The 24644-nt window shown below is 63.3% G+C and carries 20 protein-coding genes and 1 tRNA gene; 8 read left to right on the top strand and 13 right to left on the bottom strand.

The window, feature by feature from the left end:
- Positions 1–74: 74 nt before the first annotated feature.
- Positions 75–587 (top strand): DUF3299 domain-containing protein, encoded by a 513-nt coding sequence (locus tag MRBLPB4O_RS02560; RefSeq protein WP_341798852.1) that lies wholly within the window; start codon positions 75–77, stop codon positions 585–587.
- Between the two features lie 109 nt (positions 588–696).
- On the top strand, positions 697–1380 hold the full coding sequence (locus MRBLPB4O_RS02555; RefSeq protein ID WP_016497769.1) for an OmpW family outer membrane protein: 684 nt from the start codon (positions 697–699) through the stop codon (positions 1378–1380).
- On the opposite strand, the gene MRBLPB4O_RS02550 is transcribed toward MRBLPB4O_RS02555, so the two are convergent.
- Positions 1368–2573: an MFS transporter gene (locus MRBLPB4O_RS02550; protein ID WP_341797433.1), complete on the bottom strand. Its 1206-nt coding sequence runs from the start codon at positions 2571–2573 to the stop codon at positions 1368–1370. The genes MRBLPB4O_RS02555 and MRBLPB4O_RS02550 overlap by 13 nt on opposite strands.
- A 101-nt stretch (positions 2574–2674) precedes the next feature.
- Here MRBLPB4O_RS02550 and MRBLPB4O_RS02545 point away from each other — a divergent pair, with 101 nt between their 5' ends.
- Complete coding sequence (locus MRBLPB4O_RS02545) at positions 2675–3118, top strand: helix-turn-helix domain-containing protein (RefSeq protein ID WP_341797432.1); 444 nt, start codon at positions 2675–2677, stop codon at positions 3116–3118.
- A 30-nt stretch (positions 3119–3148) separates the two neighbouring features.
- Here MRBLPB4O_RS02545 and MRBLPB4O_RS02540 read toward each other — a convergent pair whose 3' ends face one another.
- Together MRBLPB4O_RS02540 and MRBLPB4O_RS02535 are read right to left on the bottom strand one after the other, a co-directional pair.
- The gene (locus MRBLPB4O_RS02540) at positions 3149–4081 is read right to left on the bottom strand and encodes an NAD-dependent epimerase/dehydratase family protein (RefSeq protein ID WP_341797431.1); all 933 of its coding nucleotides are present in this window, start codon (positions 4079–4081) and stop codon (positions 3149–3151) included.
- Positions 4074–4958 (bottom strand): sugar nucleotide-binding protein, encoded by an 885-nt coding sequence (locus MRBLPB4O_RS02535; RefSeq protein WP_341797430.1) that lies wholly within the window; start codon positions 4956–4958, stop codon positions 4074–4076. Before MRBLPB4O_RS02535 ends, MRBLPB4O_RS02540 begins: the two co-directional genes overlap by 8 nt.
- 228 nt (positions 4959–5186) lie before the next feature.
- On the opposite strand from MRBLPB4O_RS02535, the gene MRBLPB4O_RS02530 reads away from it, so the two are divergent.
- Positions 5187–6032, top strand: a complete 846-nt coding sequence (locus tag MRBLPB4O_RS02530) for an alpha/beta hydrolase (RefSeq protein ID WP_341797429.1) — start codon at positions 5187–5189, stop codon at positions 6030–6032.
- An 11-nt stretch (positions 6033–6043) separates the two neighbouring features.
- Here MRBLPB4O_RS02530 and MRBLPB4O_RS02525 read toward each other — a convergent pair whose 3' ends face one another.
- Positions 6044–6853 carry a helix-turn-helix transcriptional regulator gene (locus MRBLPB4O_RS02525; protein WP_043199392.1) on the bottom strand — a complete coding sequence of 270 codons (810 nt, stop codon included), beginning with the start codon at positions 6851–6853 and terminating at the stop codon, positions 6044–6046.
- Between the two features lie 178 nt (positions 6854–7031).
- Between MRBLPB4O_RS02525 and MRBLPB4O_RS02520 the strand changes: the two genes are divergently transcribed.
- Positions 7032–8474 carry an alanine/glycine:cation symporter family protein gene (locus MRBLPB4O_RS02520; protein WP_019471904.1) on the top strand — a complete coding sequence of 481 codons (1443 nt, stop codon included), beginning with the start codon at positions 7032–7034 and terminating at the stop codon, positions 8472–8474.
- A 63-nt stretch (positions 8475–8537) separates the two neighbouring features.
- Entirely contained in the window at positions 8538–9536 is a 999-nt protein-coding gene (locus tag MRBLPB4O_RS02515; protein ID WP_341797428.1) for an asparaginase, read from the top strand.
- Between the two features lie 106 nt (positions 9537–9642).
- Here MRBLPB4O_RS02515 and MRBLPB4O_RS02510 read toward each other — a convergent pair.
- The 7 genes from MRBLPB4O_RS02510 to fdnG form a co-directional block, all read right to left on the bottom strand.
- Positions 9643–9738 (bottom strand) — tRNA-Sec (locus tag MRBLPB4O_RS02510).
- Positions 9739–9744: 6 nt separating this feature from the next.
- A complete protein-coding gene (gene selB, locus MRBLPB4O_RS02505) occupies positions 9745–11667 on the bottom strand; it encodes a selenocysteine-specific translation elongation factor (RefSeq protein WP_341797427.1) in 1923 nt (640 codons plus the stop codon).
- Complete coding sequence (selA, locus tag MRBLPB4O_RS02500; RefSeq protein WP_341797426.1) at positions 11664–13091, bottom strand: L-seryl-tRNA(Sec) selenium transferase; 1428 nt, start codon at positions 13089–13091, stop codon at positions 11664–11666. Before selA ends, selB begins: the two co-directional genes overlap by 4 nt.
- Positions 13092–13213: 122 nt before the next feature.
- Positions 13214–14140, bottom strand: a complete 927-nt coding sequence (gene fdhE, locus MRBLPB4O_RS02495) for a formate dehydrogenase accessory protein FdhE (protein WP_341797425.1) — start codon at positions 14138–14140, stop codon at positions 13214–13216.
- Positions 14141–14144: 4 nt separating this feature from the next.
- Positions 14145–14801, bottom strand: a complete 657-nt coding sequence (locus tag MRBLPB4O_RS02490) for a formate dehydrogenase subunit gamma (RefSeq protein ID WP_132846736.1) — start codon at positions 14799–14801, stop codon at positions 14145–14147.
- Complete coding sequence (gene fdxH / locus MRBLPB4O_RS02485) at positions 14798–15748, bottom strand: formate dehydrogenase subunit beta (protein WP_063424888.1); 951 nt, start codon at positions 15746–15748, stop codon at positions 14798–14800. The genes MRBLPB4O_RS02490 and fdxH overlap by 4 nt, the downstream gene beginning before the upstream one ends.
- A complete protein-coding gene (gene fdnG, locus MRBLPB4O_RS02480; protein WP_341797424.1) occupies positions 15748–18816 on the bottom strand; it encodes a formate dehydrogenase-N subunit alpha in 3069 nt (1022 codons plus the stop codon). Before fdnG ends, fdxH begins: the two co-directional genes overlap by 1 nt.
- A 321-nt stretch (positions 18817–19137) precedes the next feature.
- Here fdnG and MRBLPB4O_RS02475 point away from each other — a divergent pair, with 321 nt between their 5' ends.
- Positions 19138–19626: a heme-binding protein gene (locus tag MRBLPB4O_RS02475; protein WP_161774249.1), complete on the top strand. Its 489-nt coding sequence runs from the start codon at positions 19138–19140 to the stop codon at positions 19624–19626.
- Between the two features lie 70 nt (positions 19627–19696).
- Here MRBLPB4O_RS02475 and MRBLPB4O_RS02470 read toward each other — a convergent pair whose 3' ends face one another.
- Positions 19697–20248: a single-stranded DNA-binding protein gene (locus MRBLPB4O_RS02470; protein WP_016497749.1), complete on the bottom strand. Its 552-nt coding sequence runs from the start codon at positions 20246–20248 to the stop codon at positions 19697–19699.
- 9 nt (positions 20249–20257) lie between these two features.
- On the bottom strand, positions 20258–21652 hold the full coding sequence (locus MRBLPB4O_RS02465) for an MFS transporter (protein ID WP_341797423.1): 1395 nt from the start codon (positions 21650–21652) through the stop codon (positions 20258–20260).
- Between the two features lie 129 nt (positions 21653–21781).
- Here MRBLPB4O_RS02465 and uvrA point away from each other — a divergent pair, with 129 nt between their 5' ends.
- Positions 21782–24616, top strand: a complete 2835-nt coding sequence (gene uvrA, locus MRBLPB4O_RS02460) for an excinuclease ABC subunit UvrA (protein WP_049275099.1) — start codon at positions 21782–21784, stop codon at positions 24614–24616.
- Positions 24617–24644 lie beyond the last annotated feature (28 nt).

Raw genomic sequence — 24644 nt, 5'->3', positions numbered from 1 at the left:
CCACAGGGAGCCCCGCAGGCTTCGAACCTTGTGCAGGACCTGTGAGAGCGGGCATGCCCGCGCAGAGGCCGGCAATGCGCATGCTGCTGGCCCTGCTGTTGCTGGTAGCAATGCCTCTATGGGCCGCCGAACCCAAGGAGCTGGACTGGCCGGCCCTGATCCCCGAAGGCGCCCCGGTCATCCCGCCGCAACTGACGCCGCTGCACGACATGTCACAGCTCAGCAACGCCCTGTCTGCCGAGTCCGCGCCAGCCGCGCGCCAGCAAGCCCCCGATGCCCCAGTCGTGAGAGGCCTCGACGGCCAGCAGGTCAAGCTGCCGGGCTACATCGTGCCGCTGGAGGTAAGCGAAGAAGGCCGCACCACCGAGTTCCTGCTGGTCCCTTACTACGGTGCGTGCATCCACGTGCCACCCCCGCCGTCGAACCAGATCGTGCACATTTTCAGCGAGATGGGCGTGCGCGTCGAAGACCTCTACCAGCCGTACTGGATCGAGGGAAAGATGCAAGTTAGAGCCTCCAGCAACGAACTGGCCGACGCCGGCTACCAGATGGAAGCCGAGAAAATATACGTTTATGACCTGAGATGAGAACTATTTCGAATTCGTGAAGACGCTTCTTTGAGCTGGGTCAAACTTTCTGTTTAATCAGCTCCGTACCATTGGACTACTCGATTAATAACGTCCTTTGGGAGCTTCCATGAACAAGTCCTTGCTCGGCGCCTCGCTTGTGGCCCTTGCGCTCGCCGCCCCTGCCGCCCACGCCTACCAGGCGGGGGACATGATCCTGCGCGCAGGCGCCATCACCACCGCCCCGAACGAAAGCAGCGGCGACCTGAAGTTCGACGGCAACAAGGTGTCGGGCACCAAGGCGACTTTGGACAGCGACACCCAGCTGGGCCTGACCTTTGCCTACATGCTCACCGACCACATTGGCCTGGAACTGCTGGCAGCCACCCCGTTCAAGCACACCGTCGGCGTTAAAGGCCTGGGCGGCGGGCTGGACGGCAAGCTGGCAGACATCAAGCAACTGCCACCGACCCTGTCGCTGCAGTACTACCCGATGGAGCCGAATTCGCGCTTCCAGCCGTACGCCGGTGTGGGTATCAACTACACCCTGTTCTTCGACGAAGACCTGAGCAGCGCACGCAAGCAACAAGGCTTCAGCAACCTCAAGCTGCAGGATTCGGTCGGTATTGCCGGCCAACTGGGCATGGACTACATGCTGACCGAAAACTTGCTGGTCAACGCCTCGGTCTGGTACGTCGACATCGACACCAAAGCCAGCGTAAACGGCCCGACCGCGCTGGGCTACAGCAAGACCAAGGTCGACGTCGATGTCGACCCGTGGGTGTACATGGTCGGCCTTGGCTACAAGTTCTGACCTGAACACTGCAGGGCGGCTTCGGCCGCCCTCGCGCGTTGCAGCCATAGCCAGTAGCCCAGCGCTGCCGCACTGAAGGCCATGCCAAGCCCACACACCGCAGCCCACCCCCAACGGGCATGCACCCAACTCGCAAGCACCGCCCCCAGCCCGCTGCCAAGCGAATAGCAGCACATGTAGGCGCCGATCAAGCGGCTGGCCATCGCGCTACGCCCTGCCAGCAAAAGGCTCTGGTTGGTGACATGCACCGCCTGCACGGCAAAGTCCAGCATCAGCACACCTAGCACAAAGGCCATCAGCGACTGCCCGACAAAAGCTGTGGGCAACCACGACAGCGTCAGCAGCGCCAGCGCCAACCCGGTGGTGCGCTCTCCCAGCCCCTGGTCGGCCAAGCGACCGGCGCGCGCAGCCGCCAACGTCCCCACAACACCTGCCAGGCCGAACAGGCCAATCTGGGTATGGCTCAACACAAATGGCGCAGCGCTGAGGGGCATGACCATGGCACTCCACAGCACGCTGAACGCAGCGAAGATCAATACGCCAAACACGCCGCGCTGGCGCAGCAGCCTGTCTTCCCGATACAAACGGAACTGGGACACGATCAACGCCCGGTAGCCAGGCCGGTGTACGAGCGGCTGCCCACCGGGCAGGCTGCGCCACAGCACCAGGGCCAGCAGCGTCAGCAGCCCTGCGGCAACCAGATACACACTGCGCCAACCGGCCAAGTCAGCAAGCCCACCTGCCACCAGGCGCGCCAATAGAATCCCCAGCACCACGCCACTGGTGACGGTGCCCACGGCCTGCCCCTGCGCACCGGGTGAAGCCAGGCTGGCCGCATGCGCCACCATTATCTGCACCATGACAGCCATCAGCCCGGTGATGGCCAAGGCCAGCAGCAACATCGCCCAGTTGGGCGCCATGCCGACGCCGACCAGCGCCAGGGCAGAAAACAGCAACTGGCCCAGCAACAGGCGTTTGCGGTCGATCAGGTCCCCCAGTGGCACGATCAATAGCAGCCCCAGGGCATAACCTGCCTGGGTCGCGCCGACAACCCAGCCAATTTGCTGTTGCGCCACACCAAGGTCGGCGGCCATCGATTCAAGCAAAGGTTGGGCGAAGTAGACCGTGGCCACCGCCATGGCGCTGGTGATGGCAAGCAGCAGGGTTAGCCCGCGTGTCAGCGCAGATGTCATCGGTCAGGCCTCGTCAATTTGGTTTCGATTTGAAACCACTTCTGGCTATTTAACAAATGTGGTTTTAATCTGCAACCAGACAATCAGGAAAGGCCCACCCCATGCTCGATGAAAACAATGCCCAATGCCCCGTGGCCCGAGCCCTGGAGGTATTGGGTGATCGCTGGGCACTGATGATCCTGCGCGACGCCTTCGACGGCTTGCGGCGGTTCAGTGAGTTTCAGAAGAACCTGGGGCTGGCGAAGAACATCCTCGCCTCACGGCTCAAGCTGCTGGTGGAAAGCGGGTTGCTGATGACACAGCCGGCATCGGATGGCAGTGCCTACAAGGAATATGTGCTGACCGAGAAAGGGCGGTCGGTGTTTCCGGTCGTGGTTGGCTTGAGGCAGTGGGGGGAGCGGTATCTGTTTGAGGCGGGTGAAGCGCGTTCTGAATTGGTCGAGGCTGCCAAAGGGCAGGCTATCGAGACTTTGCAGGTGCGAGCTTTGGATGGGCGGGTACTGGGGGCCGAGGATTGCCTGCGCAGGGTTGTGCGGCATGGGTGATTTTTGGGGCTGCGCAGCAGCCCCAAAAGTTCAGCTTTTACCGAGAAGCTTGGCCAAGCCCTCGACCATCGGCGTCGCCTGCGGAAACTCGAACCGCGCCAGCAACCGCTGGTTGTCCGCCCGCGAATGGCGAATATCACCCGAACGCGCCGCCACATGGCTGATCGCCGGCAAGCTGCCCACCACCTTCTCCAGCGCCACCAGCAACTGGTTCAGCGAGGTGGCCTGGTTGAGGCCGATGTTCACCGCCCCCTCCTCGACCTGCGGCTGCTCCAGTGCCTGCACCATCACCTGCACCAGGTCGCCCACGTAGAGGAAATCGCGGGTCTGCTCGCCATCGCCGAAGATGGTGATCGGCAAGCCCTGCACTGCGCGCTCGCAGAAGATGCTGATTACCCCGGAATACGGCGAGGACGGGTCCTGGCGTGGCCCGAAGATATTGAAGAAACGGAACACCACCGGCTCCAGGCCATGCTGACGGCGGTAGAAGTCCAGGTACTGCTCACTGGCCAGCTTGTCCACGGCGTAGGGCGTCAGCGGCGCCTTGGGCGTGTCTTCGGCAATTGATTCACCCTCGCCATTGTTGCCGTACACCGCCGCACTGGAGGCGAACAGCACCCGGCGCACACCCTGCACGCGCATGGCTTCGCACACATTGAGGGTGCCAATGAAGTTGCTTTGGTGGGTACGCACCGGGTCTTCGACCGAGGCCTGCACCGAGGCCACCGCCGCCAGGTGCACCACAGCACTGCAGCCTGCCGCAGCCTGCGTGACCAGCCCGGCGTCGGCAACATCGCCTTCAATCAGCTCCAGCCGTGGGTGGTCAACCTGCAGGTTGCTGCGCCGGCCGGTGGAGAAGTCGTCGAGAATGCGTACGGCGTAGCCTTTGTCCAACAACGCATCGCACAGGTGGGAGCCAATGAAGCCGGCACCGCCGGTGATCAGGATGGGGGCGTCAGCCATGGCGGTAGAACCGGTCCAGTAAAGGCGGCAGGCCGGCGCGCCAGGCGCGCGGCTTGATGCCGAAGGTATGAAGGATTTTCTTGCAGGCCAGTACAGCGTTCTGCGGCTCTTCGCTGGCATCCGGCCGTGCCGCATGGGCCTGCGGTGTCGGCGCCAGCACCGCCAGTTGGCGGTATTGGCCTGCTTCGGTAAGGATAGCCTGGCCTAGCGCCAGCGGCGTGGTCGCCTCGTTGCCGGCGTAATGGTATGTGCCCCACAGCGGCGCACTGCAATCGAGCTGCTTGAGCACCGACAGAATCACCCGTGCGGCATCGTCGACCGGTGTCGGGTTACCACGCCGGTCATCGGCCAGCAGCAGTTCTTGCGGCTGCTCTGCACGGGTCAGGAAGCGGCCCAGCGCGCCGTCGATGCTCTCGTCGAGCAACCAGCCGAAGCGCAGCAGCACATGCTGCGGGCAGGTTGCGCGCACACTCTGTTCGATGCGCCACAACGCCTGGCCACGCAGGCCCAGCGGCACCGGCTCGTCCTTTTCGCTGTAGGCCGTTGCCCGCGAACCATCGAAGACCCGGTAGCTGGAAGGTTGAACCAGGGTGATCTGGTGGTGCTGGCACAGCTCTGCCAGCCGCTCCACAGCCCGCTCCTGTTGAGCCAGGCGTTGCTCGCTGACCGACTCGGCCTGGAACCAGTCGAAGTAATAGGCCAGGTTGACCAGGGCGTCGGGGCGGTGATCGTCGAGCAACTGGGTGAGGTTGGCCGGCGTCCAGCCATTCTCGGGCGGGCGCGGCGCCAGGAAAGCAATGTCCTCCTCGGCCCCAAGACGAATCAGCGCTTGCCCGAGGGCATTGCCACCACCCAACAGCATTAGGCGCATACGCATAGAGTCAGCAGATCCGAGAGGTTGATGAAGGAAAGGGGCCATTTTGCGGTTTCCGGGCGGGGAAGTCCAACGCAGGGCCCGGTGAATGCCATGGACGGATTTGCTGATGCTGATTACCCGTCTGCTTCACCTGCCGTCAATGCCGAATGTACAGCCGCGCAAGGGGGAGATCTCGACTAGCCTCTTTTGCGTGACAATAGCGCCAATCATGGCTTTTCAGAGACCATCATGCACTTGCAAACTGGCACCCAGCAGCGCCTGAAATGGCAATTCGACGAGCCGGCCCCGGGCAAAGAGCTGTTCATCGACGAACAATTCGGAAGCTACCAGCAACAGGCCCGGTTGCTTGTACCTGATACCGAGCGCGCAGCGCCGGCATTCGTGCTGGGTGGCGCGCGCTCGGACTTTACCCGGCTCAACCCACTGCTCTATCGCTTGCAAGCCGCTGGCATCGGGTCGCTTACCGGCAATCTTTCTGGTCACAGCCTCGCTAGCGAGCCAGGCGCAGTGGCACCGTCACTGGCTACCAACCTCGAAGAGGCACAGCGGTTTCATACGCATATCGCACCTCGATGCCGAACACTGATCGGCCACAGCCTGGGCGCGGCAATCACCCTGAAACTTGCAGCACGGTTGCCGCAAGTGGACAGTATCGTGTTGATCTGCCCAGCGGTTTATCCAGATGATGCCCACCGGGCGCCGTTTGGCCCGGCATTCACCACAGCCATCAGCAAACCCTACGGCTTTCTGGACAGCGACAGCTACGCCTTCCTCAAGCAGTTCCAAGGCAGAGTGCTGATGGTGATTGGCGAGTATGACGGGCTCAACTCACAACGATTCGGCAAAGGCCCGGGGACCAGTGCAGGTAGCCTGTGGCTGGCCGGTGCCGAGCGCTACAGCCCGATTCCTGAAGAAGTTACCCAGGCCCTGATGCAATCAGTTCCAGCAGCGCATTTGCAATGCCTGTTTCTTACCGACTGCGACCATGGCATCGCTTCCCACTTACGCAGTACGCCAGCGATTGCGGATCAGGTTGCCAGCGCCGTGGCGGGATTCATCCTCGAAGACGCCTGACTTGTTGAGCATTACTCGATCTCGAACAAACTGTTGCGCAACGGCCCCACACTCAAACGCTCACGCACATCATCATCTATACGTGGGTCATCCGGCCGGTACAGTTTCACCTGCCGATAGGCATTGATGCGATTGATCTCCTCGCCCAGGTACTCCCACACCACGCGGGTGCAGGCCGGGTTGCGCCGGTCGCCGCTGGAAACCCCGGCTTTGAGGCCGTTCAGGCGGGTGATGCGGCTTTTGAAGCTGGGGATGAGGATGGTCTGGCTCATTTCGTTGAAGGTGAGCGACTCGTAGTCGATGAGGAACACCCGGTCCTGCAGCTGAAACGCCGCGCCCAGGTAGCGGCAACGTACCTCGGCATGCTGGTCGTTGGCACTGGAACGCTCCTGGCGCTCCTGGCGCTCGAACAGGAAACGGCCGCGCTCCTCCCACAGGTGCACCAGCGACACCAGGATCGTGCCCGGTACCGACATGCAGTTGGAATACTCGAAGTAGTAACCGCAATAACGCGACAGGTTGCCCGCATGATCATGCAGCGGGCGGAACAGTTCGCTGATCGGGTCGCTGGGCTGCTCGGCCAAGGTGGACACCCGTGCGCCGATCAGCCGGGCGAACTGCTCGGCCGGCAGGTTCAGTTCGTAATCCTCAACCCCGAAGAAGTCGCCAATGCGCTTGAGGTTGAAAGCCGTCGGACGGCTCTGACCGCTCAGGTACTTGTTGAACTGCGCGCGGTTGATAGAGAGCTGCCGGCAAACTTCGGAGATAGAGCGGTAGTGGCTGCAGGCCAGTTTGAGGTTGGTGGCGAAATGATCGCTCATGTGCGGAATCCAGGTGACGCGAATGACGCAATTGTAGCATCAAGTCGCATCAAGTCAGAGCAACCCGCGAAATTGTAACGGCTCTTGTCATGGCCAACCATTCGCCCCAACGAATAGCGGTGCGCCTGCCGTCCGCTGGTCATTCCACACGAAGAATAAGAATCGAGGTCATTTTCCAATGCTCGAAGTACTCAACGATTTCCTTTCAGGGAAACTCCTCATCGTGCTGATCGTAGGGCTGGGTAGCTACTTCACTATCCGTTCGCGTTTCGTTCAGTTCCGCCATTTCGGCCACATGTTCACCGTGTTCAAGGAATCGCTGCGTGGCCAGGCAGGCCAGCTGAGCTCCTTCCAGGCCCTGATGTTGAGCCTGGCCGGCCGCGTTGGCGCCGGTAACATTGCCGGTGTCGGTATCGCTGTGACCCTGGGTGGCCCGGGCGCCGTGTTCTGGATGTGGGTCACCGCGCTGGTGGGCATGTCCAGCAGCTTCTTCGAATGCACCCTGGCCCAGGTCTACAAGCGCGCCGACGGCGACGGCCTGTACCGTGGCGGCCCGGCCTACTACATCCAGCATGGCCTGAAGCGCAAAAGCATGGCCATCGTGTTCTCGATCCTGCTGCTGGTCACCTACGGCTTCGCCTTCATCGGCCTGCAGTCGTACACCGTGACCCACTCGCTGCAGAACGCCTTTGACTTTGCCCCAAGCCAGACCGGTATCGTCCTGGCAGTGCTGCTGGCCATCACCTTCATCGGCGGCATCAAGCGCATCGCCGCAGTGTCGGACCTGCTGGTACCGATCAAGACCTTGGCCTACATCGGCGTGACCCTGTACGTGATCGGCACCCAGATCGAACACGTGCCGGCCATGCTGGAAACCATCTTCAAGAGCGCCTTCGGCCTCGACCCAGCGTTCGCCGGCCTGCTCGGCAGCGCCATCGTCATGGGCGTGAAGCGTGGCGTGTTTGCCAACGAAGCGGGCCTGGGCAGTGCGCCGAACGTCGCCGCCGTGGCAGCCGTGAAACACCCGGGCGCCCAGGGCGTGGTCCAGGCCTTCAGTGTGTTCCTCGATACCTTCGTGATCTGCACCTGCACCGCGCTGCTGATCCTGCTGTCGGGCTTCTACACCCCGGGCTTCGAGGGTGACGGCATTGTCCTGACCCAGAACTCGCTGGCCGCCGTGGTCGGTGACTGGGGCCGTGTGTTCGTCAGCGTGGCGCTGTCGCTGTTCGTGTTCACCTGCATCCTCTACAACTACTACCTGGGCGAGAACAGCCTGCAGTTCCTCACCCGCAACCGCGTGGTGCTGATGGTGTTCCGTGGCCTGGTGCTGGCACTGGTGGTATGGGGCTCGATGCAAGACCTGTCGACCGTGTTCGCCTTCGCCGATATCACCATGACCTGCCTGGCTTTCGTCAACCTGGTGGCCTTGGCCCTGCTGTTCAAGGTCGGCCTGCGCGTCATGCGTGACTACGACGACCAGCGCAAAGCCGGTATCGGCCAGCCTGTGTTCGACTCGAGCAAGTTCGCCGACCTGGACCTGGACCGCAATGCCTGGCCTGCCAACCCGCAGGTGGAAACAGCCGCTGACAAAGCAGCTGTCCAGGCTCAGCCGCAGCGCTGATATCCTCCCCTGCCCAGCCGCCCCTTCTGCGGGCGGCTTTTCTTTCTCGGCTCACCGCTACGGATGTTTTCCATGCGTGCAGTAAAGAATCTTCTCGTTCTCTATACCGGTGGCACCATCGGCATGCTCGAAACCTCGGAAGGCCTGGCGCCAGCCGGTGGCTTCGAAGCGCGGATGCGTGAGCACTTTGCCAAGATGGCCGATGCCCCCCAGATGCACTGGTCGCTTCAGGAGCTGAACCCGCTGCTCGACAGCGCCAACATGCAACAGCACAACTGGCTGGCGATGCGCGATGCCATCGTCGAAGCGGTGGATGTGGCAGGCCATGATGGCGTGCTGGTGTTGCATGGCACCGACAGCATGGCTTACAGCGCCGCGGCGTTGTCGTTTTTGCTGCTGGGCCTGCCAGTACCGGTGCTGCTGACCGGCTCGATGCTGCCGGCAGGTGCCGCAGACAGCGATGCCTGGGCCAACCTGTGCGGTGCGCTGCGCCAGTTCGAACAAGGGCTGGAGAATGGCGTGCAGCTGTACTTCCACGATCAGCTGCTGCATGGCTGCCGGGCGTCGAAGCTTCGCAGCGAGGCGTTCGATGCCTTTGCTGCGTTGCCGCGCCATCGCGACGGCGAGCGGGCCGGGGCGATTCCCGCCGAGCTTGGCTACAAGCACCCGCGCCAGCCGGTCAACCTGGCGATAGTGCCGGTGTTCCCCGGGCTGCAGGCCGGGCACTTGCAGGCCTTGATCGACAGTGGTGTGCAGGGTTTGCTGCTGGAGTGCTACGGCAGCGGTACCGGGCCGTCGGATGACCAGGCGCTGCTGAATGTGCTGCGGGCGGCGCGCCAGCGTGGCGTGATGTTGGCAGCGATCAGCCAGTGCCCTGAGGGTTCGGTGGTGTTCGATACCTATGCGGCGGGTAACCGCTTGCGTGGGGCCGGGCTGGTCAGTGGCGGTGGCATGACCCGTGAGGCGGCGCTGGGCAAGATGGTTGCGCTGCTGGGGGCGGGGTTGGATGTGGATACTGCAGAACAGTGGTTTGCCCTGGATCTGTGTGGGGAGCGGGCTTAGGCTTCACCCTTCAGGGCCTCTTCGCGGGTGAACCCGCTCCCACAGGTACCGTGCAAGTCCCACGGGCTGTGAAGCGCCCCGTAGAGCCCCGACAGGCGAATGAAAATGGCGGAAGGCAGCGGGAGTCGAACCTGCCCGGGAACGGCTGCCGTCCCCAACCGGGTTTGAAGCCCGGCCGCGCCACCGGGCGCGATTGCCTTCCTTGAACTCAGTGCCTGGCCTGTTGCTGGGCCAGGGCGCTGTCGGCGCGGATGTGACGCTGGTCGGCCACCCTCCGGGTCAGGCCGATGCGGTCGAAATATTCCAGAATCTGCACACTGCGCTTGCGACCGATGCCCAACATATCGCGAAACGCGGCCACCTGCACTATCGGCGTTTCGCTGGCCTGCCCCAGCAACAGCTCTGCCATGCGCTGTAGCGTCGCCTCTGGGTAGAACAGGTCACGCACAACCTGGTGCACCACACCAAGCCTAGCCAGCTTGCGCAGCAGCAGGCGCACGTCGGCTTCGGTGCAATTCTCCTCAGTTGCCAGCGTCCTGACCCAGGGCGGATCGTATTGTCCCTCCAGCAACTTCGGCTGCAAGCGCGCCCACAACGCACTGTCGGCTTCGCTCAACTGCACCTTGTGATCGGGCAAATGCAGCCAAGGCCCGCTGCTGGCGATGGCGCCGTCATCGAGCAGTTCATCCAGCAGGCTGACGAATGCCGGCCGCTCCAGCGGCAAGGCCGCAAAGCGACGCAGGCGATCACGGTCCGGGCCCAGTTGGTCAGGCTCTTGCTCATGGAACCGCGCCAAGTGCTCCAGCACCTGTTGCTTCAGCGCCTGCCACTGGGCGTTGGCGAACAGCAGCTGCCCCTGCCGCGTGGCCACCACCAATACCCCTTCTGGCAACCGCCAGGTTGCGCGCAGGCGATTGAACTGCCGCTCAAGCCGCTGGGGATCGATGCCACCGAGAGCGCTGGCGAGCAGCGCAGGCAGGGCCTGTTCCAGGTCCTCGGCATCCCGTAGCACCTGCAACTGGCGCAGGCGCTCATCGCTGCGGCGCTGCCGGCTTGGCGCGAATGGGTCGAGTACTTTGCCGCCCCCCAAGGTGCGCTGGGCACGCTGGTCACGCAACACCAGGCGATCGCCGTGCACGGCCTGCAACGGCGCATTGAGCAGTAACTGGGCGAACATACGCTGCCCCGCTGCCAAGGACTCACCTTCGAGCAAGGCCACGCGGGCCGTTACATCCTGGGTGCCGAGGTGCACGTGTACAGCGCTGAAATGTTCAAACGTACGGGGCTCGCCCGGCAGCAGGTTCAACTCGATATCGACGCGTACGCTGGGCGCGTGCAGCCACTCGGGCACCAGCCAGTCGCCCCGATGCAGCTGCTCCATCGCCAGCCGTTCGGCCGTGATATTCAACGCCACTCGCTGGCCTGCCTCGGCCACCAGCGCGGCTTGGTTCTGCGCATGCAGACCACGCACCCGCACCGGTTTGCCGGCCTTGCCCAGCAATAAGGTGTCGCCGGCACTGACCCGCCCGGCCAGCGCCGTGCCCGTGACCACCACGCCGGCACCGGTAACCGCGAAAGCGCGGTCGACGGCCAGGCGAAAACCGCCACCAGCGCTGCGCTTGCGCACCGCTGCTTCGGCCTCCAGCAAGGCCTGACGCAGCGCGTCTATGCCTACCCCGTTGATGCTGGAGACGGGAAACTGCCGCGCACCGGCATACGGCCCGGGCGCCAGCAGTTCGCTGACTTGCGCCCGCACTTCGGCCAGGCGCGCCGGCTCGACCCGGTCACATTTGCTGATCGCCACCAAAGCCTGAGGAATGCCCAACAGCTCGATGATCGCCAGGTGCTCGCGGGTCTGCGGCATGACCCCGTCGTCGGCAGCCACCACCAACAACACCAGGTCGATACCGTGGGCACCGGCCAGCATGTTGTGGATAAAGCGCTCGTGGCCCGGTACGTCGATGAAACCGGTCAGCGGTGCACCTTCGACCAGGGGCGCGTAGCGGTACCCCAGGTCGATGGTCATGCCGCGGGCACGCTCCTCATGACGCTGGTCGCCGGCCTGCCCGGTCAGCGCCTGCAGCAGTGCGGTCTTGCCGTGGTCGATATGGCCGGCGGTACCGACGATCACTGCACCGGCCCCAGTTGCAGGGCGGGCAACTGCGCCAGCCACTGGAGCTCGTCATCCAGTTGGCGCAGGTCCAGCCACAGGGCGTCGTCATCGATACGGCCAAGCACCGGCACCGGCAGTTCACGCAGTGCCCGTTCCAGCACATGCAGGCTGCGTCCTCGCAACTTCTTCGACACCTGCGGGCGCAGGCACAGGGCTGCACTGGGCAAGCGCGCCACCGGCTGGCTGCCACTGCCGATCATGCCCAGCGCGGGCTCCACGCTGACAGCCCACTGCTCACCGAGGTGAGCCTTTAGCCCAGGGGCCAGGCGCTCGGCCTGGGCCTGTATCTCGGCCTGGCTGCGGGTCAGCAGACGCAGGCTGGGCAGGCGCTCGGCCAGGCGGTCGGGGTTACGGTACAGCGCCAGCACCGCTTCGAGTGCAGCGAGGGTGATCTTGTCGACGCGCAGCGCACGCTTTAGCGGGTTTTTCTTGATCCTGGCAATCAAGTCCTTGCGACCGACGATGATCCCGGCTTGCGGCCCGCCCAGCAGTTTGTCGCCACTGAAGGTGACGATATCGGCGCCGTCAGCCAGTGCCTGACGCACCGTCGGCTCGGCGGGCAAGCCCCAACGGGTAAGGTCTAGCAGGCTGCCGCTGCCCAGGTCTTCGAGCAGCGGCAGCTCATGTTGGTGGGCGATGCGCGCCAGCTCGGCCGTGGGCACCTGAGTAGTGAAGCCCTGGATGCTGTAGTTGCTGCAATGTACCCGCATCAGCAGGCCGGTACGTGGGCCGATGGCAGCTTCGTAGTCGCGGGCGTGGGTGCGGTTGGTGGTGCCGATCTCGTGCAGTTTCACACCGGCACGGGCCATGATGTCGGGGATACGAAAGGCACCGCCGATCTCGATCAACTCGCCGCGGGAGATGATGCCCTCCTTGCGCGCGCCCAGGCTGTTGAGCGCCAGCAGCACAGCGGCGGCATTGTTGTTGACTACGGTGACGGCTTCGGCGCCGGTCAACTCGCGGATCAAACCTTCGATCAAATCGTCACGGTCGCCGCGCTTACCGGTAGCCAGGTCAAATTCCAGATTGAGGGGATAGCGGGCGGCGGTTTGCATGGCCTCGATGGCTTCTTCGGGCAACAGAGCACGACCGAGGTTGGTGTGCAGTACGGTGCCGGTGAGGTTGAACACGCGGCGGACCTGGCTGCGCTGCTGAACGGCCAGGCGTTCGCCGGTGCGGCCCAAGAGGATCTCGGGGGCCAGTTCGGCGGGGGTGAGTTCACCGTTGCGGGCGGGGGCGCGCAGGTCGTCGAGCAGCTGGCGCAGGGTGGCCAGGACCGCGTCGCGGCCGTGGCGGTCGATCAGTGCGAGGCCGGCCGGGTGGCGCAGGAGGGTGTCGATGGAAGGCAGGCGTAGGGTGTCGCTGGCGAGGCTTGAAGACATGCGGTACTACCTTGGCTAATCCGGTGTCTGTACTGGCCTTTTCGCGGGTGAATCCGCTCCCACAGGGTCCGCGAAGCGGGTTTACCCGCGAAGAAGGCAACTCGGTGTTTCAGTGTAGACACTCAGCCACCACCCGGCGCGAGCATCAGGTTTGGTGCCAGGCGATGGAAGCCCTCCTCGTCCAGGCGCATATCCAGCGCCAGGCTGGCCAGGTCGTCGGCCAGCGCCTCGGCCGCAGCGTCGTTTTCCAGATAATTCTGCTTCAGGTACGTATTGCACCCGGGGCAGCACTCCGCACGCAGCGGTGCCTTGCCCGGCGCATGGCGGTCATCTTCAAGGCTGGTGTAGCGCAAGTCCTTGCTCGACTCGCAGTACACACACTTGACCCGCACCACATGCCATTCACAGGCACACAGCGAACAGGCCAGATAGCGCAAGCCATTGTGCTTGCCGCGGTTACGCACCACCCCGGCCATTGCCGGCGAACCGCACGCCGGACACTGGGCCAGGCTACCGGCGGGTTTGAGCTCCGGCGCCGGGAGCGCCAGCAACCAACTGGACCAGGCCGCCTGCAACGCAGCGCCCAAAAACGGCACCAATGCCGCAGGCACCGCGTCGTACTGGCCCGCCAGCAAGGCGATGCCCCAGCCCTTGCGCTGATGGTCATCACTGCTGCGCAGCACCTGCAATGCTTCACCCAACGGGCCGCCTGTAGCGCCGCTGCAGTGCTCCAGCAGGGCCTGCAACCAGACAAGCCAAGGCCCTTCACGCACCAGGCTGTCGGCCGCCAGCGGCGGCAAGCCATGACTTATGCACAGGCGTTGACGCTCCTCGGCCACCGGCATACGACCGGGTGGGTTATCCACAAGCTGCTGCTGGATGCGGCACAACTGCGCGATCAGCCGCAGATAGTCGCCAAGGGCATTGCCATCGGCCAGTTGCTCAAGGCGCGCAGCGCGCAGTTCGAACAGATTGGCGGGGGGCAGATGCAGGAACGGCGGCGCTACCGCCGACGCTTCGATCTGCCCGGGTTCAAGTATCGTGCTCAAGCGCTCATCCTTCTTTTCGTCCGTGATCGCCCGGCGTCTTGTCGCCGGTCACTTCGCGGTACCACAACGCATGGTGCTTGCGCGCCCAGGGGCGGCTGACCCAGCCATGCAGCATGGCGCCGATCGAGCCCTTGATCCAGATGCCGGCGTAGATGTGCACGATGATGCTGAGGATCAGCACGAAGCCCGCCAGTGCGTGGGCAAGCGATGCCAGGCGAATCGAGCCTATATCAAAGAAGTGACTGAAATAGGCCCGCCAGATCACCACACCGCTGATCAACAACACCAGCATGCACAGCAATAGCGTCCAGAACAGCAGTTTCTGCCCGGCGTTGTATTTACCAATGGGGGGCACGCCGTCTTCGCGGTTGACCATCACCCGATCAATGCGACGCAACCACAGGCGGTCGTTGGCGGTGATGAAGTTGGCGCGCCAGAAGCGGAACACCAGGCCGAGGAAAAACACGAACATCGCCACACCCATGAACGGGTGCAGGATGCGCGTCCACGGCCCACCGCCGAACAGATGGCTTAACCAGAACAGCGCCGGGTGAAACAGCGCCAGCCCGGAAAGCCCGGCCATGAAGAACAGGATGGCGACAATCCAGTGGTTGGTCCGCTCGTTGGCGTTGTAGCGCAGGATGGGTTTGTTGTCGTTCATGGCCGCTGCTCCCCTTGCCCACCGGGCTGCTTCGGATCGTAGACATGCACCGCCGGATCTACCTGGTGCACGCTGTCATCGGGCGGCGCTGGGTGCTCGTCCTCCTCTACCCGCTGCGGGCCAACCCGCACGTAGTGGAAGAACCCGGCCAATACCGCCGCGCCCATGGCCAGCAGCGCCAGCGGTTTGGTGAAGCCCTTCCACAGCCCCACAAGCGGGCTGATCACCGGCTGGTCCGGCAGGCCGGCGTACAGCTTCGGCGTGTCGGCATGGTGCAGCACGTACATCACGTGGGTGCCACCGACGCCATCCGGGTCGTACAGCCCGGCCTTGTCGTAGCCCCGCGACTTCAGGTCGACGATGCGCTCGGCGGCGTGCACCTTCATCTCGTCCTTGCTGCCGAACACGATCGCCCCGGTCGGGCAGGTTTTCACGCAAGCCGGCTCCAGGCCCACGCTCACGCGGTCGGAACACAGCGTGCACTTGTACGCCTTGTGGTCCTTCTGCGAGATGCGCGGGATGTTGAACGGGCAGCCGGTGATGCAGTAACCGCAACCGATGCAGTGGTCCTGGTTGAAGTCGACGATGCCGTTGGCGTGCTTGATGATCGCCCCCGGGCTCGGGCAGGCCTTCAGGCAACCTGGGTCGGCGCAGTGCATGCAACCATCCTTGCGGATCAGCCACTCCAGGTTACCGTCGTCGCGCTCGTGCTCGGTGAAGCGCATCAGGGTCCAGGTCTCGGCCGTGAGGTCCTGGGGGTTGTCGTAGGTGCCGTGGTTGTGGCCGACCTCGTCACGCAGTTCGTTCCACTCCGAACACGCCACCTGGCAGGCCTTGCAGCCGATGCACTTGGTGGTATCGATCAGCTTGGCGACTTCCTGCTGCTGGCGTACCGAAGGCGGTACGGTGGTGGTGGCCGAGCGGGCGATGATGTCTTGGCTGGCCATCAGAGTTTCTCCACTTTGACGAGGAACGACTTGGACTCTGGCGTCTGCGTGTTGCCGTCACCCAGGAATGGCACCAGCGTGTTGGTCAGGTAGCCATGCCGCGTTGCACCGGTGAAGCCCCAGTGCAACGGGATGCCGATCTGGTGCACGGTCTGATTGTTGACCTGCAGCGGGCGAATCCGCTTGGTCACCACCGCCACCGCATCGATATGCCCGCGCTTGCTCGACACCCGCACCCGGTCGCCGGCCTTGATGCCTTTCTCATTGGCCAGCACCTCGCCGATCTCGACAAACTGCTCCGGCTGGGCAATGGCGTTGAGCCGGCAATGCTTGCTCCAGAAGTGGAAGTGCTCGGTGAGCCGGTAGGTGGTCGCCGCATAGGGGAACTCGTCGTGGGTGCCGAGGGTGTCCCACACCGAGTCGAAGATGCGCCCGGCCGGGTTGCTGACCACCTTCTTGTTCTGCGGGTGCAGCGGGTTGATGCCAATCGGCGTTTCGAATGGCTCGTAATGCTCGGGGAACGGGCCTTCGGCCATCTTGTCGATGGCGAAGAACCGCGCCACGCCTTCAGGGTTCATGATGAACGGGTTCATCCCCGCTTCCGGTGGCGAGTCGACCTTGAAGTCCGGCACGTCGGTGCCGGTCCAGGCCTTGCCGTTCCACCACACCAGGCGCTTTTTCTCCGGGTCCCACGGCTTGCCTTGCGGGTCGCTGGAGGCACGGTTGTAGAGGATGCGGCGGTTGGCCGGCCAGGCCCAGGCCCAGTTCTGCACCTGATGCATGCCGTAGGGGTCGCTGTTGTCACGACGGGCCATCTGGTTGCCCTGCTCGGTCCAGCTGCCGGCGAAGATCCAGCAGCCGGACGCGGTGCTGCCATCGTCCTTCAACTGCCCGAAGCCCGACAGCTGCTGGCCGGCTTTGAGCGTGGCGCCGGTGGCGTCGGTAAGGTCGGTGACTGCCCAGCCGTTCATCTCCTTGGCCAACTCCTCCGGGGATGGCTCTTCAGGAATCTTGTACGGCCAGCTGATGTTCATCATCGCGTCAGGGTAGGCGCCGCCCTCGGCCTGGTAGCGTTGACGCATGCGCAGGAACAGCTCGCTCATGATCTGCACGTCGGTACGGGTCTCACCCGGGCCGTCGGCCCCCTTCCAGTGCCATTGCAGCCAGCGGCTGCTGTTGACCAGCGAGCCATCCTCCTCGGCGAAGCAGGTGGTGGGCAGGCGGATCACTTCGGTCTGGATACTGGCAGTATCGACATCGTTGAATGGCCCGGCGTTGCGCCAGAACTCCGAGGTTTCGGTAGCCAGCGGGTCCATGATCACCAGCCACTTGAGCTTGCCCAATGCCGCAGTCACGCGGTTCTTGTCCGGCAGCGCAGCGATCGGGTTGAAGCCTTGGCACACGTAGCCGTTGACCTTGCCTTGGCTCATCATCTCGAACATGCGCAGCACGTCATAGGCAGGCACGTCGAGCTTGGGTAGCCAGTCATAGCCCCAGTTGTTTTCTGCCGTGGCGTTGGCGCCGTACCAGGCCTTCATCAGGCTGACGTGGAACTTGCCGTAGTTCTGCCAGTACGACAGTTGCCCCGGGCGCAGCGGTTTGGATGCGCGCTTGTCGATGTAGGTGGCGTAGTCCTGCTCGGCATCCCCAGCCAGGGTCAGGTAACCCGGCAGCGAGTTCGACAGCAGGCCGAGGTCGGTCAGGCCCTGGATGTTGGAATGCCCGCGCAGTGCGTTGACCCCGCCACCTGGCATGCCGACGTTGCCCAGCAGCAGCTGGACCATGGCCGCGCTGCGGATGATCTGCGCACCGATCGAGTGTTGCGTCCAGCCCAGTGCATAGAGAATCGTCATGGTCTTGCCCGGTACCGAGCAGGTGGCGATCTCTTCCCAGACCTTCATCATGGCGTCCTGTGGCATGCCACAGATCATGCTCGCCAGCTCAGGGGTGTAGCGGCTGTAATGCTGCTTCATCAGCTGGAACACGCAACGTGGGTGCTGCAGGGTCGGGTCGACCTTGGCAAAACCGTCCTCACCCAGCTCGTAACCCCAACCGGATTTGTCGGCATACACGCGCTTGGCCTCGTCGTAGCCGCTGAACAGCCCGTCCTCGAAGCCATAGCTCTCTTTGACGATGAACGACACGTCGGTGTAGTTGCGCACGTATTCGTGCTGGATCTTGTCGGTGCTCAGCAGGTAATTGATCAGCCCGCCCATGAAGGCGATGTCGGTACCGGTGCGGATCGGCGCGTAGTAGTCCGCCACCGAAGCGGTACGGGTAAACCGTGGGTCGACCACAATCAGCCGCGCGTTGTTGTGCGCCTTGGCCTCGGTCACCCATTTGAAGCCGCACGGATGCGCTTCTGCTGCGTTGCCACCCATCACCAGGACCAGATTCGCGTTGGCGATATCGGACCAGTGATTGGTCATGGCGCCACGGCCGTACGTCGGGGCAAGACTTGCCACCGTCGGGCCATGTCAGACACGTGCCTGGTTATCGAACCCCAGCATGCCTGTTGCGCGGACGACCTTGTGGGTCAGGTAGCCAGCCTCGCTGGAGGCGGCGGAGGCAGCAAGAAAACCGGTGGTAAGCCAGCGGTTGACGGTTTGCCCCTGGGCGTTCTTCTCGATGAAGTTGGCGTCGCGGTCCTGCTTCATCAGGTCGGCGACGCGGTCGAGCGCCTCGTCCCAGCTCACCCGCACCCACTCCTTGCTACCCGGCTTGCGTACCTCGGGGTACTGCAGGCGGCTTGGGCTGTGGATAAAGTCCAGCAGGCCGGCGCCTTTCGGGCAAAGAGTGCCGCGGTTGACCGGGTGGTCGGCGTCACCTTCGATATGGATGATGCTCTGTTTGACGTTCTTGCCCGCATCACCCTGGCTGTACATGATCAGGCCACAGCCGACCGAGCAGTAGGGGCAGGTGTTACGGGCTTCTTTCGTATGCGCCAGCTTGAAGTGACGCACCTGCTCGGCGAAGGCCGGCGTCGGGGCCATGCCCAACGCCGCCAGGCTCGAGCCTCCAAGGCCGACGGCGGCGACCTTGAAGAATTGCCGACGGTTGAGGTCCATCGTGCACTCCTGATCAGGTGGTGGACGCGCGGAACATGGCCGGCGCCTCTTGGTAGTCACGGTGGCGGTTTTGACGGCCGCCAACAGGTAAGACTAGTCAAGAATCCGAAACGTGCGATGACCTGGGTCAGGGGCGATGCAGTTGGTGCATGGCTTGTGGTTGCCTGAGTACCTAGAGGCGCACTTCATTACCTGACATGTAACCAAAAGCAAAAAAGCCATCTGCCAGGCAGTAGCCCCACGTCAACTTCAGAAACGGACTACATCCAAGGGTGACTGTTGCTTGCTAGCTTCGCGAAAAATCCTAGGGATGGTGCTCACATGAACAAGAACTTCAGCCGCGTCACACTCTTGATGGTCTCGCTATTAATGGCAGCACCGTCGCTGGCGGACCCTCCGAAAACCACCCCTACGTCCCCCATCACTTCCGAAGCTGCTCGAACAATGGCCGCCAACGCCGAGCGCGCAGCCCGTGCCCACGGTCATGCCATCGTCATCAGCATCGTCGACAGCCATGGCAACCTGAAGCACTTCCACCGTATGGACGGCACCAGCAGCGGCAGCATCCAGGTCGCGCAACTCAAGGCCTCGACTTCTGCCCGCTTTCCGCTTTCCTCCAGCTCGCTGGCGGACCGCAGCGCGGCACTACCAGCCAATCCCTACGCGTCCTTGCCAGGCTTCACCCTGTTGGGAGGCGGTTTGCCGATCATCGATGGCGACGGCCAGCACATCGGTGGCATCGGCATCAGCGGCGCTACGCCGGAACTGGACGCGCAATTCGCCCAGGCGGCGCTGGATGGCGATGCCTGAATTCACACATAAAAAAACCCAGGGCAACTGCCCTGGGTTTCTGGTTTTGCGTGACGCCTGACCGCTCGAATCAGAACGGAATATCGTCATCGAAGCTGTCGAAGTCGGCGGCCGGCTGCGGCGCAGGCTGCTGGGGCGCTGGGCGCTGAGGGGCCTGTTGCGGACGCTGGGCCTGCTGGCGAGGCGGTGCCTGGTTGTACTGTTGCTGCTGGCCGCCACCCTGGTTGTAGTTGCCGCCACCCTGGTTGTACGGGTCGCCGCCTTGCTGCTGGCCTTGCGGACGGCCGCCAAGCAGCTGCATGGTGCCGTTGATGTCGACGATGATCTCGGTGGTGTAGCGCTTGATACCGTCTTTTTCCCACTCGCGGGTCTGCAGCTTGCCTTCGATGTAGCACTGCGAACCCTTGCGCAGGTACTCGCCGGCAATTTCGGCAACCTTGCCGAACAGCGACACACGGTGCCACTCGGTACGCTCGACCTTCTGGCCCGACTGCTTGTCGGTCCACTGCTCGCTGGTAGCCAGGCTCAGGTTGGTCACGGCGTTACCGTTGGGCAGGTAGCGGACTTCGGGATCCTGGCCACAGGTGCCGACCAGAATGACTTTGTTAACCCCACGGGCCATAACGTTCTCCTAGGCTTCGCACGCCGAAGAGGCCGGGTTAACCAGGCGCTCGAGGGTCGTACGGTCCAAAATTTTCGTATCCAGTTTGATATAGATGGCGGCTTCTTCAGCCACCACAACGGCGTCGGTCACACCCGGCACGGCCATCAGGCGCTCGGTCAGGCCGGCTTCCCGGACTGCCTCTGGCGTCAGCGGCATGCGCAGGCTGGTCACATAGGGCGGCTCGTTCATGCGAAGCGCGACGACCAGCCAGATGGCACACAGTACCGCGCAACCGAGGAACACCATGTTCAGCCCGCCGTGCTGGAACAACCAGCCACCGAGGATTCCTCCCAAGGCAGCGCCAAGGAACTGGCTGGTGGAATAAACCCCCATTGCCGTCCCCTTGCCACCGGCAGGCGACACCTTGCTGACCAGCGAAGGCAGCGAAGCCTCCAGCAGGTTGAATGCGGTAAAGAATACCACGGTGCCAATCACCAGTCCGCGCAAACCGTCAGCCCACTCCCAGAAGTATATCTCTGTCAGCAGCAGGACACTGACCGCACCGGCCAACACACGTTTCATCTTGCGCTTCTTTTCGCCGTAGATGATGAACGGGACCATTGCAAAAAATGAGATGAACAACGCGGTCAGGTACACCCACCAGTGTTGCTCTTTGGGCAGCCCCCCGCGCTCGACGAAGGCCAGTGGCAATGCGACGAAGCTGGCCATGAGAATGGCGTGCAGAACAAAAATGCCCACGTCCAGGCGCAGAAGGTCCGGATGGCGCAGGGTCGGGCCTATGGCCTGGCGCGCTACACCCGACTCGCGGTGCTGTAGGATGCTGTGCGAGCTGGGCACGACAAACGCGACCAACAGGATGCCGACCAGGGCAAGACCCGCCGTGGCGAGGAACAATCCTGACAAACCAAAGGCACTTGTCAGCAATGGGCCGACGACCATGGCGACCGCGAACGACAGGCCGATGCTCATGCCGATCATGGCCATGGCCTTGGTCCGGTGTTGCTCGCGAGTGAGGTCGGACAGCAGCGCCATGACCGCGGCAGAAATCGCCCCCGCGCCCTGCAGGATACGCCCGGCGATCACCCCCCAGATGGAATCGGCCTGGGCCGCCAGCACGCTGCCCAGGGCAAAGATCACCAGCCCCAGGTAAATCACCGGCCGACGGCCGATGCGGTCGGAAATCATGCCGAACGGGATCTGCAATACCGCCTGGGTCAGGCCATAGGCACCGATGGCCAGGCCGATCAGCGCTGGCGTGGCGCCGGCCAGGTCCATGCCGTAGGTGGCCAGCACCGGCAAGACCATGAACATGCCCAGCATACGAAAGGCAAAGACCAGGGCAAGGCCGCCAGCGGCGCGGGTTTCGCCGCCACTCATGCGCTCGTTGTGGGTGTCGTGCATGGATTAACCTCGTGTGAACCGGCGGCGATTCTATCAGTCCGACAGCTTGACGGCATCTACGCGACGCTTTGCCGCGTCATACTGGCGCGCCGTATACTTCCTTGTTTATGCCCGCCAAGCGAGGCCGCAGTGGACAAGATCCTGATTCGTGGGGCACGGACCCACAACCTGAAGAACATCGACCTGACCCTGCCCCGGGACAAGCTGATCGTGATCACCGGCCTGTCCGGTTCCGGCAAGTCGTCCCTGGCGTTCGATACCTTGTACGCCGAAGGCCAGCGCCGCTACGTGGAGTCGCTGTCGGCCTACGCCCGGCAGTTCCTGTCGATGATGGAAAAGCCCGACGTCGACACCATCGAAGGCCTGTCGCCGGCCATTTCCATCGAGCAGAAATCGACTTCGCACAACCCACGCTCCACGGTTGGCACCATCACCGAAATCTACGACTACCTGCGCCTGCTGTATGCCCGCGTCGGCACCCCTCGTTGCCCGGACCACGATATCCCGCTGGAGGCGCAAACGATCAGCCAGATGGTCGACCTGGTGCTGGAGCGCCCGGAAGGCAGCAAGCTTATGCTGCTGGCACCGGTGGTGCGCGAGCGCAAGGGTGAGCACCTGGCGGTGTTCGACGAGCTGCGCGCCCAGGGCTTCGTCCGCGCCCGGGTAAACGGCAAGCTTTACGAGCTTGATGAACTGCCGAAGCTGGACAAGCAGAAGAAGCACAGCATCGATGTGGTAGTGGACCGCTTCAAGGTCCGCGCCGACCTGCAGCAGCGCCTGGCCGAATCGTTCGAGACCGCACTCAAGCTGGCTGACGGCATCGCCTTGGTAGCCCCAATGGACGACGAAGAAGGCGAAGAGATGATTTTCTCCGCCCGCTTCGCCTGCCCGGTCTGCGGCCATGCCATCAGCGAGCTGGAACCGAAGCTGTTCTCCTTCAACAACCCGGCTGGCGCCTGCCCGACCTGTGATGGCCTGGGGGTCAAACAGTTCTTCGACACCAAGCGCCTGGTCAATGCCGAACTTACCTTGGCCGAAGGCGCGATTCGTGGCTGGGACCGGCGCAACGTGTACTACTTCCAGATGCTTGGCTCGCTGGCCGCGCATTACGGCTTCAGCCTGGAAGAACCGTTCGGCGAGCTGTCGGCCGAGCACCAGAAGGTCATCCTGCAAGGCAGTGGCAAGCAGACTGTCGACTTCAAGTACCTCAACGACCGTGGCGACATCGTCAAGCGCTCGCACCCGTTCGAAGGCATCGTGCCAAACCTTGAGCGCCGCTACCGCGAGACCGAATCGGCCACTGTGCGTGAAGAGCTGGCGAAGTTCCTCGGCACACAGCCCTGCCCGGATTGCCGCGGTACCCGCCTGCGCCGCGAGGCGCGGCATGTATGGGTTGGCGAAAAGACCCTGCCGGCGGTGACCAACCTGCCGATCGGTGAAGCCAGCAACTACTTCGGCGAGCTGACCCTAACCGGCCGCCGCGGCGAGATTGCCTCAAAAATTCTCAAGGAAATCTGCGAACGCCTGCAGTTCCTGGTCAACGTCGGCCTCGACTACCTCACCCTCGACCGCAGCGCCGATACCCTGTCCGGTGGCGAAGCGCAGCGTATCCGCCTGGCCAGCCAGATCGGCGCCGGCCTGGTCGGGGTGATGTACATCCTCGATGAACCGTCCATCGGCCTTCATCAACGCGACAACGACCGCCTGCTGGCCACCCTCAACCACCTGCGCGACCTGGGTAACACGGTGATTGTGGTGGAGCATGACGAGGACGCCATTCGCTTGGCCGACTACGTGGTCGACATTGGCCCGGGTGCCGGGGTGCACGGCGGCCAGATCGTCGCCGAGGGCACGCCGCAGGAGGTCATGGACCACCCTGACTCGCTGACCGGCAAGTACCTGTCCGGGCGCAAGAAGATCGTCGTGCCGGCCAAGCGCACACCGCGCAACAAGAAGCTGCAGCTAAAGCTCAAAGGCGCGCGCGGCAACAACCTGCAGAACGTCGACCTGGAAGTCCCGATCGGCCTGCTGACCTGTGTAACCGGGGTATCCGGCTCGGGCAAGTCGACGCTGATCAACAACACCCTGTTCCCGCTGGCAGCCACTGCCCTCAATGGTGCAAGCACCCTGGAAGCAGCCCCGCACAGCAGCATGGACGGCTTGCAGCACCTGGACAAGGTGGTGGATATCGACCAGAGCCCGATCGGCCGCACCCCGCGCTCGAACCCGGCGACCTACACCGGCATCTTCACGCCGATCCGCGAGCTGTTCTCCGGCGTGCCGGAATCGCGCTCACGCGGCTACGGCCCGGGGCGCTTCTCGTTCAACGTCAAGGGCGGACGCTGCGAGGCTTGCCAGGGCGACGGCCTGATCAAGGTGGAGATGCACTTCCTGCCAGACATCTACGTGCCGTGCGACGTGTGCAAGAGCAAGCGCTACAACCGCGAAACCCTGGAGATCAAGTACAAGGGCAAGAACATCCACGAGGTGCTGGAAATGACCATCGAGGATGCCCGCGAGTTCTTCGACGCAGTACCGGCGCTGGCGCGCAAGCTGCAAACCCTGATGGATGTGGGGCTTTCGTACATCAAGCTGGGGCAGTCGGCGACCACACTGTCTGGCGGTGAAGCGCAGCGGGTAAAGCTGTCACGCGAGCTATCCAAGCGCGATACCGGCAAGACCCTGTACATCCTCGATGAACCGACCACAGGCCTGCACTTTGCTGATATCCAGCAGCTGCTGGACGTACTGCATCGCCTGCGCGACCACGGCAACACCGTGGTGGTGATCGAGCACAACCTGGATGTGATCAAGACCGCCGACTGGTTGGTGGACCTGGGGCCGGAGGGTGGCTCCAAAGGTGGCCAGATCATTGCCTGCGGTACACCTGAAGAACTGAGCGAGATGAAACAGTCGTATACCGGGCATTACCTGAAACCACTGCTGGAGCGGGATCGGGCCTGAGTGTTGCGCCTGCAATGAAAAAGCCCCT

The sequence above is a fragment of the Pseudomonas sp. LPB4.O genome (assembly GCF_038383825.1).
Taxonomy (GTDB): Bacteria; Pseudomonadota; Gammaproteobacteria; order Pseudomonadales; family Pseudomonadaceae; genus Aquipseudomonas; species Aquipseudomonas putida.
This window is presented reverse-complemented; position numbering and strand designations above follow the sequence as displayed.